At 65.0% G+C, this 13,179-nt stretch carries 11 protein-coding genes and 1 tRNA gene; 10 read left to right on the forward strand and 2 right to left on the reverse strand.

From position 1 onward, the window contains the following. The first annotated feature begins 296 nt into the window (after positions 1–296). The 10 genes from rsmB to J3489_RS17590 all read left to right on the forward strand — a co-directional run bounded on the left by rsmB (position 297) and on the right by J3489_RS17590 (position 9,613). On the forward strand, positions 297–1,745 hold the full coding sequence (gene rsmB / locus J3489_RS17545) for a 16S rRNA (cytosine(967)-C(5))-methyltransferase RsmB (protein WP_207000061.1): 1,449 nt from the start codon (positions 297–299) through the stop codon (positions 1,743–1,745). Next, a complete protein-coding gene (locus J3489_RS17550; RefSeq protein WP_207000063.1) occupies positions 1,742–2,335 on the forward strand; it encodes a DUF4390 domain-containing protein in 594 nt (197 codons plus the stop codon). Before rsmB ends, J3489_RS17550 begins: the two co-directional genes overlap by 4 nt. Further along, positions 2,325–4,727, forward strand: coding sequence for a sensor histidine kinase (locus J3489_RS17555; RefSeq protein WP_207000065.1), 2,403 nt, complete (start codon positions 2,325–2,327; stop codon positions 4,725–4,727). The genes J3489_RS17550 and J3489_RS17555 overlap by 11 nt, the downstream gene beginning before the upstream one ends. Then, positions 4,728–5,414, forward strand: coding sequence for a response regulator transcription factor EsaR (gene esaR, locus J3489_RS17560; protein WP_207000066.1), 687 nt, complete (start codon positions 4,728–4,730; stop codon positions 5,412–5,414). 57 nt (positions 5,415–5,471) lie between these two features. Continuing rightward, positions 5,472–5,547: transfer RNA gene (locus J3489_RS17565), tRNA-Phe, on the forward strand. Positions 5,548–5,944: 397 nt separating this feature from the next. Then, positions 5,945–6,676: a 7-cyano-7-deazaguanine synthase QueC gene (queC, locus tag J3489_RS17570; protein WP_207000068.1), complete on the forward strand. Its 732-nt coding sequence runs from the start codon at positions 5,945–5,947 to the stop codon at positions 6,674–6,676. 150 nt (positions 6,677–6,826) lie between these two features. Continuing rightward, positions 6,827–7,459: a 7-carboxy-7-deazaguanine synthase gene (gene queE / locus J3489_RS17575; protein WP_207000070.1), complete on the forward strand. Its 633-nt coding sequence runs from the start codon at positions 6,827–6,829 to the stop codon at positions 7,457–7,459. A gap of 10 nt (positions 7,460–7,469) precedes the next feature. Further along, the gene (gene queD / locus J3489_RS17580; protein ID WP_207000188.1) at positions 7,470–7,913 is read left to right on the forward strand and encodes a 6-carboxytetrahydropterin synthase QueD; all 444 of its coding nucleotides are present in this window, start codon (positions 7,470–7,472) and stop codon (positions 7,911–7,913) included. A gap of 165 nt (positions 7,914–8,078) precedes the next feature. Next, complete coding sequence (locus J3489_RS17585) at positions 8,079–8,861, forward strand: HpcH/HpaI aldolase family protein (protein ID WP_207000072.1); 783 nt, start codon at positions 8,079–8,081, stop codon at positions 8,859–8,861. After that, on the forward strand, positions 8,858–9,613 hold the full coding sequence (locus J3489_RS17590) for a tetratricopeptide repeat protein (RefSeq protein WP_207000074.1): 756 nt from the start codon (positions 8,858–8,860) through the stop codon (positions 9,611–9,613). The genes J3489_RS17585 and J3489_RS17590 overlap by 4 nt, the downstream gene beginning before the upstream one ends. 84 nt (positions 9,614–9,697) lie before the next feature. Here the strand turns inward: J3489_RS17590 and rodA are convergent, their stop codons facing one another. Both rodA and mrdA read right to left on the reverse strand, forming a co-directional pair. Then, the gene (gene rodA / locus J3489_RS17595) at positions 9,698–10,846 is read right to left on the reverse strand and encodes a rod shape-determining protein RodA (RefSeq protein WP_207000076.1); all 1,149 of its coding nucleotides are present in this window, start codon (positions 10,844–10,846) and stop codon (positions 9,698–9,700) included. A gap of 11 nt (positions 10,847–10,857) precedes the next feature. Then, positions 10,858–13,167 (reverse strand): penicillin-binding protein 2, encoded by a 2,310-nt coding sequence (gene mrdA, locus J3489_RS17600; protein WP_207000077.1) that lies wholly within the window; start codon positions 13,165–13,167, stop codon positions 10,858–10,860. Positions 13,168–13,179 lie beyond the last annotated feature (12 nt).

Genomic DNA, 13,179 nt, shown 5'->3' on the forward strand with positions numbered 1-13,179 from the left:
AGCTGAGCCGTAGCCGAAAGGGCGAGTCGAGAGGCTCGCCCTTTCGCTTTGTCGGCCGGAGTTAGTGCTTCAGCACTTACTCCGGCCCCATGCAGAACACTTAACCCGGTCCCATGCAACGCTATCGACCACGCCGTTCAATCGCGGGCCTCGGCTAGCGGTGGCAACAACGGGCGCTCGACCGTCTTCGCCGATGGTCAACCATCCGACGGATCGCCCGCCTCGCCACGCTACAATGTGACGTTTGCCAAGCGGGTGTGCCGCGCCATTTCGATGCGGCAGCTCGAAGCTCCTCCATGACTCAAAAATCCGCCGCACGCCGCCAGTCGAAACAGCCCGCAGCGCCGAATTATGCGGCGCGACAGGCGCGCCTGTCGGCACTTCGCCTCGTGCCTGATTCGCTCGGTTTTGCGCTCGATGGCGCTGCGCAGGCCGTCGGCGCCGTCCGTTCAGGTACCGCGCTGCCGGCGGCGCTTGCCGCCGTGCACGCCTCGACGAGTGCGGCTCACATCGCGTCGGCGCGCGGCGCCGTGCAAGACATTGCCTATCGAACGCTGCGCCGTCTCGCGACCGCCGACTGGCTCGTCGCGAAGCTGGTCCGCAAGGCGCCGCCTGCGCATGTCGGCAACGTGCTGTGTTGCGCGCTCGCGCTACTGTCCGATGACATCGATACGGCCGCTTACGCGCCGTTCACGGTCGTCGATCAGGCCGTCGACGCAATCGGCGCGAGACGCGAATTCGCCTTCGCGAAAGGTCTCGTCAACGCCGTGCTGCGCAACTTCCTGCGCGAGCGCGATGCGCTGCTGAATGACTCCCGCGCGGACCGCGTCGCGCACTGGAACTATCCGGCATGGTGGATCGACGCGGTCGAACGCGCGTGGCCCGATCGCTGGCAGGACATTCTGGAATCAGGCAATCGACAAGGGCCGTTGACACTGCGCGTCAACGCACGCCATTCGACGGTGGCGGCGTACTTGGAAACGTTGCGCGCACATCAAATCGACGCGAGGCAGGCAGGCGTTCACGCGGTGCGGCTGGAAACGCCGATGCCTGTCGAGCGCGTCCCGGGCTTTTCCGATGGCGTCGTGTCCGTTCAGGACGCCGGCGCACAACTCGCTGCGCTTTGGCTCGGCGCGCGCGACGGCATGCACGTCCTCGATGCGTGCGCGGCGCCCGGCGGCAAGACCGGACACGTGCTCGAGCTGGCCGACGTCGACCTCGTCGCGCTCGAAAGCGACGCATCGCGGGCGGCGCGCATCGGCGAAAATCTCGCGCGCCTCAGACTCAGCGCAGACGTGCGCATCGGAGATGCCGGCGATCCCTCGCAATGGCACGACGGCGCCGCGTTCGACCGCATACTTGCCGACGTGCCCTGTTCGGCGTCGGGCATCGTCCGGCGCCATCCCGACATCCGCTGGCTGCGGCGCGAATCGGATATCGCCGCGCTCGCCGCCGAGCAGCGGCGCATCCTCGCCGCACTATGGCCGCTCGTAAAACGTGGCGGCGAATTGCTTTACGTTACGTGCTCGATCTTTCCTGAAGAAGGCGAGTTGCAGGCACAGTGGTTTGAAAGCGCGCATGAAGATGCGGTACGATTGGACGCACCGGGACAACTGGTGCCGGTTCTCGCCCTCGAACAAGCCGGAGCGACGGCCGAACTTCCGAGCGCAACGCAACTCGGGCAGCGCACCGGTTCAGACACAGACCACGACGGATTCTTCTACGCGCGCTTTCAGAAACGGTGACGATCAAACGCTTTCTTCCGCTCCGGCTCGCGGCCGCGCTCTGGATTGCGCTGGCCCTTTGCCTTGCCGCCGCAGCCGGGCCCGCGTGCGCAGATCCGATCTCCGTGCAGCGCGCGTCGCTGCAAGCGGACGGCAGCGGCTGGAATCTGGACGCCCGCTTCGACTTCGAGCTGAACAGCAGTCTCGAAGAGGCCGTCAACAAGGGCATCCCGCTTTACTTCACAACCGATTTCGAACTGAGCCGTCCGCGTTGGTACTGGTTCGATGAGCAGCCCGTGTCCGTTTCGCAGACTATCCGCCTGTCGTTCCAGCCGCTCACGCGCGAATACCGCGTGTCGAGCGGCGGCTTGCAACTGGGCTTCACCTCGCTCGGCGAAGCGCTTGCGGTCATCAAGCACGTCACCTCGTGGCACGTGATCGACCGCAACCAGGTCACGCCGGGCGAAACGTACAACGCGTCCGTGCGGATGCAGCTCGATACCGCGCTGATGCCGAAGCCGTTCCAGGTCGATGCGGTCAACAACCGCGACTGGGCGCTCGCCTCCGACTGGAAGCGCTTTACTTTTACGGTGGCCGAACGTGCTAAATAGAGTCCGCCAAACCGTGGGAGCGAAGGGCCTCGTCGTGCGGCTGCTCGTGTCGACGGTCGCCGTCACCGCGATCCTGCTGCTGGTCCTCCTGGCCGCCGCGAGCGCGAACACCGAATTCTTCGATCGTTACTACTCGTGGCTTTACGCCGCGAATATCATCGTCGCGCTGATTTTCCTCTTGGTCGTCGTGACGCTGGTCGTCATGATTCTGGCGCGCCTGCGAAGGGGCAAGTTCGGCACCCGGCTGCTCGCGAAGCTGGCGATCTTTTTTGCGCTCGTCGGCGTCGTGCCGGGCGGGATCATCTACATCGTGTCGTACCAGTTCGTCTCGCGCAGCATCGAGTCGTGGTTCGACGTCAATGTCGAAACCGCGCTGACGTCGGGGCTGAACCTCGGGCGCGGCATGCTCGACGCCTCGCTGTCGGACTTGCAGACGAAAGGCCGGATGATGGCCGAGCAGCTTGCGAGCACCGATCCCTCGAGCATGACGCTCACACTGCTGCGTTTGCGCGATCAATTCGGCGTGCAGGACGCAACGCTCGTCGAAACGGCGCGCACGGTTTCGGGCGCGGCGCCGGAGCTTCACGTCGTCGCGCAAGCGACGAGCAACTACGCCGCGCTCGTGCCCGACGATCTGCCGACGCAACTGATGCTCAACCAGGCGCGGGGCCGGGGCTACGCGGCGATCGAGGGCGAGGTCGACGGCGATGCGAACTCGAAAGGCGGCTTACGGTTGCGCATCGTGCAGCGCATTCCGGATTCGAGCACGTCGCTCTTGCAGCCGGCCGAACGATTCCTGCAGCTCACGCAACCGGTATCGCCCACCTTGGCGCGCAACGCCGATGCCGTGCAGCGCGCGTATCGCGAGTACCAGGAGAAAGCGCTGGGCCGCACCGGCTTGCGCAAGATGTACATCGGCACGCTGACCCTCGCGCTCTTTCTCGCGACCTTCATTGCGATGATGCTCGCGCTCGCGCTCGGCAATCAGCTCGCGCGGCCGCTCTTCCTGCTTGCACAAGGGACGAAGGAAGTGGCCGAAGGCGACTACACGCCGAAGCGCGAAATCAAGTCGCGCGACGAGCTCGGCTTTCTCACGCAGTCGTTCAATGCGATGACGCGTCAGTTGTCCGAGGCGCGCGCGGCCGTCGAGAAAAACCGCATCGCGCTCGAGCATTCGAAGGCGTACCTCGAAAGCATTCTTGCGAACCTGACGGCGGGTGTGTTCGTGTTCGATCGCCAGTTTCGTCTGACGACGGCCAATCGAGGCGCCGAGCGCATCTTCCGTCAGCCTTTCCAATCAACGCTCGGTGCTTCGCTCGATCACATCGGCGTGCTCGCCGAATTCGGCGCGATGGTGAAGAAGGCGTTTGCCGAGCGCGATGCGGCGAGCACCAACGGCGCGGCCGACGGCGGCCACTGGCAGCAGCAGGTCGCGGTGCCGGTCGCCGGCGAAACCGAACCGCTGACGCTGCTCGTGCGCGGCGCGCGGCTCGTATCGAGCACGGAGCGCATCGAAGACGTGCAGACGGCGGGCTACGTGGTCGTGTTCGACGACATCTCCGACGTGATCTCCGCGCAGCGTTCGATCGCGTGGGGCGAGGTCGCGCGGCGTCTCGCGCATGAGATCAAGAACCCGCTCACGCCGATCCAGCTTTCGGCGGAACGCCTGCAAATGAAGCTCGCCGACAAGCTCACGCCGCAAGACGCCGACGTCTTGAAGCGCGGTGCGACGACGATCGTGAACCAGGTCGCGGCGATGAAGCAGATGGTCGACGATTTCCGCGAATACGCGCGCACGCCGCCCGCGGTGCTTGAGAATCTGCAACTGAACGAACTGGTGTCGGAAGTGCTGACGCTCTACGGCATCGAGGAAGGCAAGAGCGCAATCAAGGTCGAGCTGTCCGGTCTGCCGGTAATTCGCGGCGACGCCACGCAGCTTCGTCAGGTGATTCACAACTTGTTGCAAAACGCGCAAGACGCGGTGGCCGATGTCGAAAACCCGCGTGTTTTGCTCGAAACCAAGACAGTAGAATATGGCGACCCCGACGCGGACGGCAAAGTGCGCGTCGCCGTGCGCCTGACCGTCTCGGACAACGGTCCGGGCTTCCCCGCGCGCATCCTGACGCGCGCGTTCGAACCCTACGTAACGACGAAGGCCAAAGGGACGGGACTCGGTCTCGCCACGGTCAAGAAGATCGTCGATGAACATGGCGCACGCATCGACATTCGCAACCGCCTCAGGGCGGGCGACGTGATCGAAGGGGCGCAGATCTCAATTCTGTTTCTGCAAATGGCAGACGATGGCGCATCGCCCGCGGCGGCGAGCGTGCCGTCGCACGGCGCGGAAGTGCCGGGACACACAAAAGCAATAGTGCAGACAAGGGCAGCGTAAATGGCAACCATCCTGGTGGTAGATGATGAAATGGGCATCCGGGAATTGCTCTCGGAGATCCTCTCCGACGAAGGACACGTCGTGGAGGCCGCGGAAAACGCGCAGCAGGCGCGGGATTTCCGCTTGCGCCAGGCGCCCGATCTGGTGCTGCTCGATATCTGGATGCCCGACACCGACGGCGTCACGTTGCTGAAAGAGTGGGCAGCGCAAGGGCAGTTGACGATGCCGGTCATCATGATGTCCGGCCACGCGACGATCGATACGGCGGTCGAGGCGACGAAGATCGGCGCGCTGAACTTTCTCGAAAAGCCGATCGCGCTGCAGAAGCTCTTGAAGGCGGTCGAGCAGGGGCTCGCGCGCGGTAACGCGACGCTGCCCGTCGGCGCGGCGGCGAAGCCGGCGTCGCCGATCAACTCGGCGGCGGTTGCGTCGGCGGCGGCACTGCCGATGCTGGCCTCGGAGAACGGCGTGAGCGGCGCCCTGCCTGCGCAGACCACGTCGATTTCGTTCGATATCCCCCTGCGTGACGCGCGCGATGCGTTCGAACGCGCATATTTCGAATATCACCTCGCGCGCGAGAACGGCAGCATGACGCGCGTCGCGGAAAAGACCGGGCTCGAGCGCACGCACTTGTATCGCAAGCTGAAGCAGCTCGGCGTGGACCTCGGCAAGAACAAGGGGGAATAAATCTTCACCAAGGGGCTTGAGCACAGCAAAAACCCTTGCTATACTCTCGCTCTTCGTGGCCCGGTAGCTCAGTTGGTAGAGCAGCGGATTGAAAATCCGCGTGTCGGTGGTTCGATTCCGCCCCAGGCCACCAGCAGTATCCAACCCCAAGAATCGCGAGGTTCTTGGGGTTTTTCGTATGTCGGGTCCCATGCAACGCTGGCGATGGATCTGGCAGCGCGCGGGCCGGCGTCAGCGCCATGTCGGGGCGGCATGATAAAATCTCACTGTTACAAGGACTTGCAGCGCATTTGTCCCGCAAGTCCTTTTTTGTTTTCGGCCGCGATTCCTGCGTGCTCGCATCCCGGCCGGCGTGATGCGGCACATCGGCGGCACATCGCGCCAGCCGATCAGCGGTATAAGCGGCACGCCGCCTGCCGCCAAACGGTGCGACCTATACTGCATGAGCCGGCGCCGCCGGCACGCGTTGCCGCACGGCGCCGCCACCGCGCCGGCGCGACGCGAGCCCTCATCACTCACGGAGTTTCACGGTGACTCGGACAGACGCTAAGAACAGCGCGCTCGTGTTGTTTTCCGGCGGCCAGGATTCGGCCACATGCCTTGCATGGGCGCTCGATCGATACGAAACGGTCGAGACGCTCGGCTTCGACTACGGTCAGCGGCACCGGGTCGAGCTCGAATGCCGCGAAGGTTTTCGCAGCGCGATCGCGCGCGAGTTTCCCGCGTGGTCGGAGCGGCTCGGCGACGATCACATGATCGACCTTTCGGTGCTCGGCTCGATCAGCGATACCGCAATGACGCGCGAGATCCAGATCGAAGCGGCGGCCAACGGTCTGCCGAATACGTTCGTGCCCGGCCGCAACCTGATGTTCATGACGTTCGCCGCGGCGATCGCTTATCGGCGCGGGTTGAAGGTGCTGGTCGGCGGCATGTGCGAGACCGATTTCTCGGGCTATCCCGATTGCCGCGACGACACGATGAAGGCGCTGCAAGTCACGCTGAATCTCGGCATGGACAGCCGCTTCGCGCTGGAGACGCCGCTGATGTGGCTCGACAAGGCCGATACGTGGCGCTTGGCGCAGCAACTGGGCGGCGACGCGCTCGTCGAGCTGGTGCGCGTCGAGACGCACACGTGCTATGTCGGCGAACGCGCCGAGCTGCACGATTGGGGCTTCGGCTGCGGCGAATGCCCGGCGTGCCGTCTGCGCAAGCGCGGCTACGAAGCGTTTCGCGCGGGCGAGAACGTGACTGAGCCGGCTTGAGCGGCTGGGATGGTTGATTCGGATATGCCGAGCGGCCAGGGTGGCCGGTGCGGCGCACCATCGGAAACATTCAGGCGGTCCGGCCAACCGCCGATCCACGACTGACGGCGGCACGAATCGGCCACGGTTGAGAACCTCACAGAGAGCAGCATGACGTACGCGGTAAAGGAAATTTTCTACACGTTGCAGGGCGAGGGCGCGAACGCCGGCCGCCCGGCCGTGTTTTGCCGGTTTGCCGGCTGCAATCTGTGGTCGGGCCGCGAGGAAGACCGGGGGGAAGCCGTGTGCCGCTTCTGCGATACCGATTTCGTCGGCACCGACGGCGAGAACGGCGGCAAGTACAAGAGTGCGGACGAACTCGTCGCGATGATCGCGTCGCTGTGGCCCGAGGGCGAGACGCACCGCTTCGTCGTGTGCACGGGCGGCGAGCCGATGCTGCAGATCGACCCGCCGTTCGTCGACGCGCTGCACGCAGCCGGCTTCGAGATCGCGATCGAAACGAACGGCTCGCTGCCGGTGCTCGAGACGATCGACTGGATTTGCGTGAGCCCGAAGGCCGACGCGCCGCTTGTCGTGACGAAAGGCAACGAGCTCAAGGTCGTGATCCCGCAGGACAACCAGCGTCTTGCCGACTACGCGAAGCTCGATTTCGACTATTTCCTCGTCCAGCCGATGGACGGCCCCTCGCGCGACTTCAACACGAAGCTCGCGATCGACTGGTGCAAGCGCCATCCGCAGTGGCGCCTGTCGATGCAAACCCATAAGTACCTGAACATTCCGTGATTCCGCCGTGCTGACGATTACCCGAAAACTCGAATTCGATGCGGGCCACCGCATCCCCGACCACCGCAGCCAGTGCCGCAACCTGCATGGGCACCGCTACGTGCTCGAAATCACGCTGCAAGGCGATGTCGTCGAAACGGAAGGCGCGCCGGACCGCGGCATGGTGATGGACTTCGCCGACGTCAAATCGCTGGCGATGGAGCATCTCGTCAATCTCTGGGATCATGCGTTTCTCGTCTACGAGGGCGACGCGAAGGTGCGCGAGTTTCTCGATTCGATGCCGGGCCACAAGACGGTCGTGCTCAACCGCATTCCGACGGTCGAAAATCTCGCGGCGATCGCGTTCGACGTGCTCGCCAACGTCTACGACGCGCACTACGGCGTGAACCTGCGCCTGCAGCGCGTGCGTCTCTACGAAACGCCGAATTGCTGGGCCGACGTGGTCCGCAACTAAGCTGCTTTTGTCAAGGTATGATCGTTCCGGTATAGCCATACGGCGATACACACATACGGAGCGAGACATGCTGGAGACCTTATTCATAACCGCGCCATGCGGGCAACCAGCCCGCGTCATCGGGCGCTTTTCGTGCTGTACCGCGCGTGCGGGAGGAATGCGTCGATGAGCGCCCTGACCAATCCCCTCAAGCAACGCCTGAAGGAAGCCGGCCCGCTCTACGGGCTGTGGCTGTCGCTCGGCAGCGAGAACGCGGCCGAGGCGCTCGCGCATGCCGGCTTCGACTGGCTTTGCATCGACATGGAACACGCGCCGAACGATTCCGGCGATGTCACCGCGCAACTGCGCGCGATCGCCGCGGCGCACTTGCCGAGCGAGCCCGTCGTGCGCGTGCCCGCCAAAGATCCATGGCTCGTGAAGCGCGTGCTCGATGCGGGCGCGCGCACGATCATGTTCCCGAATATCGAATCGGCCGACGATGCGTTGCACGCGGTGCGGCTCACGCAATACCAGAACACGGAATCGCCCGAGGGCTTGCGCGGCGTCGCCGGCGTGGTGCGGGCGGCGGCCTTCGGCATGCGGCGCGATTACGTGCTGACGGCCAACGCGCAGATCGCGACGATCGTGCAGATCGAATCGGCCCGCGCGCTCGAGAATGTCGAAGCGATCGCGGCGACGCCGGGCGTCGACTGCTTGTTCATCGGCCCGGCCGATCTGTCGGCGAGCCTCGGTCATCTCGGGGACACCAAGCATCCGGAAGTGCAGGCGGCGATGGCGCGCATTGCGGACGCGGCGCAGCGCGCCGGGGTCGCCACCGGCATCTTCGCGCTCGACAGCGCCGGCGCGCGCCAGTATCGCGATGCCGGTTTTCGATTCATCGCGCTTGCGGCCGACGTCATGTGGCTGCTGCGTGCGACGCGGCAAGCGTTACAGGAGGTGCGGTCATGAGCAAACGGGCTACAACGAAGGCTTGGGCCATTGCGCCCTGGGCCATTCCGGTCCGGGCCGTCGCGGCCTGCGCGGGCGCGGCGCTCTGCGGCATCTTGGCGGTGAGCGTACCCGCCCATGCGCAGACGATGACGCAGGAGGCCCCCGACGCGGAAACGCAGACGGCCGTCGCCGACTACAACGCCGGCAATCTTCCCGTCGCGTTGAAGGAATTCCGCCATGCCGCCGAGCACGGCAGCCGGCTCGCCGAATTCAACTACGCGATGATGCTGCTGAACGGCGAGGGGACGTCGGCGAACGTCGATGAAGGCAAGAAATGGCTGCGCAAGGCGGCCGACGCGAACATGTCGCACGCGCAATACGTGTACGGGAAGATGTACGACGACGGCGATTTCGTCGCGCGTGACCCGGCGGAGGCGCATCGCTGGTTCCTGAAGGCTGCGCAGCAAGGCCACGTGCAGGCGGAACTCGCGCTCGCGAATCAGTTCCTCGACGGGCGCGGCACGATGCGCGACAACCAGCAGGCGTTCGTCTGGTACAAGAAGGCCGCCGAAGGCGGCGACATGACCGCGCAATACGTGACGGGGTCGTTTTATGAACGCGGCGGGGATGGCGTCGAGCAGAACCTGAACGTGGCGCGCGCGTACTACGCCGCCGCTGCGGCGCAGGGCGATCCGGCGGCGCGTCTGAAGTACCAGCAGCTCAGCACGCAATTGCAGCAGAAGGGGAAACCGCAAGCGCAGTCGCAGTAGCGAACCGCAATCGCAATCACGATCGCAAGCAAAGACGAACGCCGCGCTGGTTGGGGCCTAAAATCAAGACCCCCAGCGCGGCGTTCAGCTTTTCATGAGCCGCTTCTGCCGCCCGACGCTCATGATGAGGCCGACCGCGACGCCGAGCGTGGTGAGGGCGGTGCCCCCGTAACTCATGAACGGCAGCGGCACGCCGACGACCGGGAGAATCCCGCTCACCATCCCGATGTTGACGAACGCGTAGGTGAAGAACGCCATCGTGAGCGATCCGGCCAATAATCGCCCGAACAGTGTCGCGCCGTTGGCGGCGACATATAGGCCGCGCGCGATCAGCAGCATGTACAGCACGAGCAGCACGAGCCCGCCCGCGAGCCCGAATTCCTCGGAGAACACGGCGAAGATGAAGTCGGTATGCTTTTCGGGGATGAATTCGAGGTGCGCCTGCGTGCCCTTGAGCCAGCCCTTGCCGAGCGGACCGCCCGAGCCGATCGCGATGACGGCCTGGATCGTGTGGAAACCTTTGCCGAGCGGATCGGAGGTCGGGTCGAGCAGCGTGCAGACGCGGTGCTTCTGGTAGTCGTGCATCAGCGGCCACTGCACTTCGGGCTGGCAGATCTTGTCCTGGAACGTCGCGATCAACGCCACCGACATGACGACGGCGACCAGCACCGGTGCGATCAGCTTGAACGACAGCCCCGCGAAATAGATGACGAAGAGGCCCGCGGCGAATACGAGCATCGCCGTGCCGAGGTCCGGCTGCTTGGCGATCAGGCCGACCGGCACCGCGAGAATGGCGAAGCCGACGAGAAAGTCCCACCAGCGCAGCCCGCCTTCGCGCTTCTGGTAGTACCACGCGAGCATGAGCGGCGTGGCGATCTTGAGGATTTCCGACGGCTGGATCACGACGCCCACGTTGATCCAGCGTTTCGCCCCCTTCTTCGTGATCCCGAACAGCGCCACGCCGACCAAGAGCGCGATCCCGATCGTATAGAGCGGCATGGCAAAGCGCATGAGCGTCGTCGGCGGCAGGTTGGCGAGCGCCCACATGAGGATGAAGGTGAAGACGATGTTGCGCAGTTGGTCTTCGACCTTGCCGGGCATGTCGAGCGTCGCGCTATAAAGCGTCACGATGCCGACGCACAGCAACAGGAACACCGTCAGCGCGAGCGCGCGATCGAAGCCCACGAACATCTGCTTGACGCGTTCGATCCAGATACGCTTGTCGAATTGCATGCCTTTCTCCGTCAATCGTCGATGCCGGACGAGGCCGGCGTGGAGGGGGTGGCGGACGGCGAGTTGTTCTCGTCGCGCGACGGCGGCGCGATGGCGACGTCGGGTGTATCGCTGGCGGGGCGCGGTTTGCGCGGCGCGGGCTTGTTGGCCGCGGCGGGGGCGGCCGCGGCGGTGCTCGAAGCGCTCGAAGCGCCCGCTGCGCCCGACGCCGGAAGCGCACCGGCGGCACCGGAGGCGGAGGCATCGGAAGCCGCAGCGTCAGACGCCGGCGTCGGCGGCACAGGCGACGCCAGCGGCGTGAAGCCCGCGGCAATCTTGACCACCGGCACGGAGCCGCCGGTCGCCTCGGATGCGCCGATCACGGGCGCGGCGATGCCTTGCGTTGCCGAGGCCGCCGCCGCGACCGCCGCCGCTTCCACACCTGACTTCTGGCGCTCGAGCAGCCAGAAGTCGAGCACGCGGCGTGCGATCGGGCCGGCCGCCTGCGCGCCCCAGCCGCCGTTTTCGACGACCAGTGCGACCGCGATCTGCGGCTTGTCGGCAGGAGCGAACGCGATGAAGAGCGCGTGGTCGCGCAGATTTTCGGCAAGCGCATGGCCGTGGTATTTCGCGCCTTGCAGCGAGAACACCTGCGCCGTGCCGGTCTTGCCTGCCACGGTGTACGGCGCGTCGCGGAAAACCTGATAGGCGGTGCCCGACGGATTGCTCGTCACGTTGACCATGCCCCGCTTGACGACGTCGATATCGTCCTGGGACACGTTGATCCGTCCGTTGTCCTTCGGCACGGTCAGCCGCATCTCGTGGGAGATCGGGTTCTCGATTTCCTTCACCAAGTGCGGCTTCATGACGACGCCGTCGTTCGCGAGCGTCGCCGTTGCGTGCGCGAGCTGCAGGATCGTGTAGGAGTTGTAGCCCTGGCCGATCCCGAGGCTGATCGTCTCGCCTTCGTACCAGCGCTGCTGTTCGGGCTTGCGATACGCCTTCTTCTTCCACTCGGTCGACGGCAGCACGCCGCGCGCTTCGCCCGCGATGTCGATGCCGGTGATCTGCCCGAAGCCCCACGGCTTCATGAAGTTGGCGATCGCGTTGACGCCCAGGTCGTGCGCGAGCATGTAGAAGTAGGTGTCGTTCGACACCATGATCGCGCGATTCATGTCGATCCAGCCCTGGCCCTGCGGCACGTCGTTGCGGAACGTGTGGCCGCCGAACGTGTACGAGCCCGGGTCCTGGAACCCCCACTGCGGCGTGCGCTTGTGCAGCGTCAGCGCCGCGAGCGCCATGAACGGCTTGTACGTCGAGCCTGGCGGATAGGTGCCGTGCAGCGGGCGGTTCAGGAGCGGGTGGTCGGACGAGTTGTTCAGTTCGTCCCAGGTTTGCTGATCGATGCCGTCGACGAACGCGTTCGGATCGAAGCTCGGCGACGACACGAACGCGAGCACGTCGCCCGTCGACGGCTCAATGGCAACGAGCGCGCCGCGCTTTCCCGCGAACGCCTGCTCGGCGACTTCCTGCAGCCCGATGTCGAGCGACAGCACGAGGTTGTTGCCGGGCGTCGCCTGCGTGCGCGAGAGCGTGCGCACGGGCCGGCCGCCTGCCGTCACTTCGACTTCCTCGAAGCCGGTCATGCCGTGCAGTTCGGTCTCGTAGCTCTGCTCGACGCCGATCTTGCCGATGTAGTCGGTGCCCTTGTAGTTGTTCGCGTCGAGGCGCGGATCGTAGTGATCCGGGTCGCTGTCGTTCTGGTCGCTGATGTCGTCGATGCGCTCCTGGTCGCGCTGCGAGATTCGCCCGATGTAGCCGATGACGTGCGCCGCCGTCGTGCCGAGCGGATATTGGCGGAACAGGCGCGCGCGCACGTCGACGCCCGGGAAGCGGAAGCGCTGAGCGGTGAACTTCGCGACTTCGTCGTCGGTGAGGCGGGTGCGGATCGGCAGGCTCTCGAAGTTCTTCGAGTCTTCGAGCAGCTTCTTGAAGCGGCGGCGGTCGCGCTGGTCGATCGTGATGACGGTCGACAGCTTGTCGATCACGTTGTCGAGCGTGTCGTCGATCTTCGAGGGCGTGATTTCGAGCGTGTACGCCGAGTAGTTCTTCGCCAGCACGACGCCGTTGCGGTCGGTGATGATGCCGCGATTCGGCACGATCGGCGCGACGGAAATGCGGTTTTCCTCGGCTTGCAGCGAGTATTTGCTGTAGCGCCAGACCTGCAGGTCCAGAAAGCGCAGCACCAGGAGCCCGAAGCAGACGAACACGAACAGCCCGGCCGCCGCGACGCGCAGGCGGAACCTGGTGAGCTGTTGCTGGGTGTCCTTGAATTCGGTCATGCGATTCGGGGG

It is taken from the genome of Trinickia mobilis, from assembly GCF_017315705.1.
Taxonomy (GTDB): Bacteria; Pseudomonadota; Gammaproteobacteria; order Burkholderiales; family Burkholderiaceae; genus Trinickia_A; species Trinickia_A mobilis.

Bases quoted from the DNA above. Each gene is read 5' to 3' on its own strand.
- rsmB (WP_207000061.1), top strand. From the start codon at position 297: ATGACTCAAAAATCCGCCGCACGCCGCCAGTCGAAACAGCCCGCAGCG.
- esaR (WP_207000066.1), top strand. From the start codon at position 4,728: ATGGCAACCATCCTGGTGGTAGATGATGAAATGGGCATCCGGGAATTG.
- queE (WP_207000070.1), top strand. From the start codon at position 6,827: ATGACGTACGCGGTAAAGGAAATTTTCTACACGTTGCAGGGCGAGGGC.
- J3489_RS17585 (WP_207000072.1), top strand. From the start codon at position 8,079: ATGAGCGCCCTGACCAATCCCCTCAAGCAACGCCTGAAGGAAGCCGGC.
- J3489_RS17590 (WP_207000074.1), top strand. From the start codon at position 8,858: ATGAGCAAACGGGCTACAACGAAGGCTTGGGCCATTGCGCCCTGGGCC.
- rodA (WP_207000076.1), bottom strand. From the start codon at position 10,846: ATGCAATTCGACAAGCGTATCTGGATCGAACGCGTCAAGCAGATGTTC.
- mrdA (WP_207000077.1), bottom strand. From the start codon at position 13,167: ATGACCGAATTCAAGGACACCCAGCAACAGCTCACCAGGTTCCGCCTG.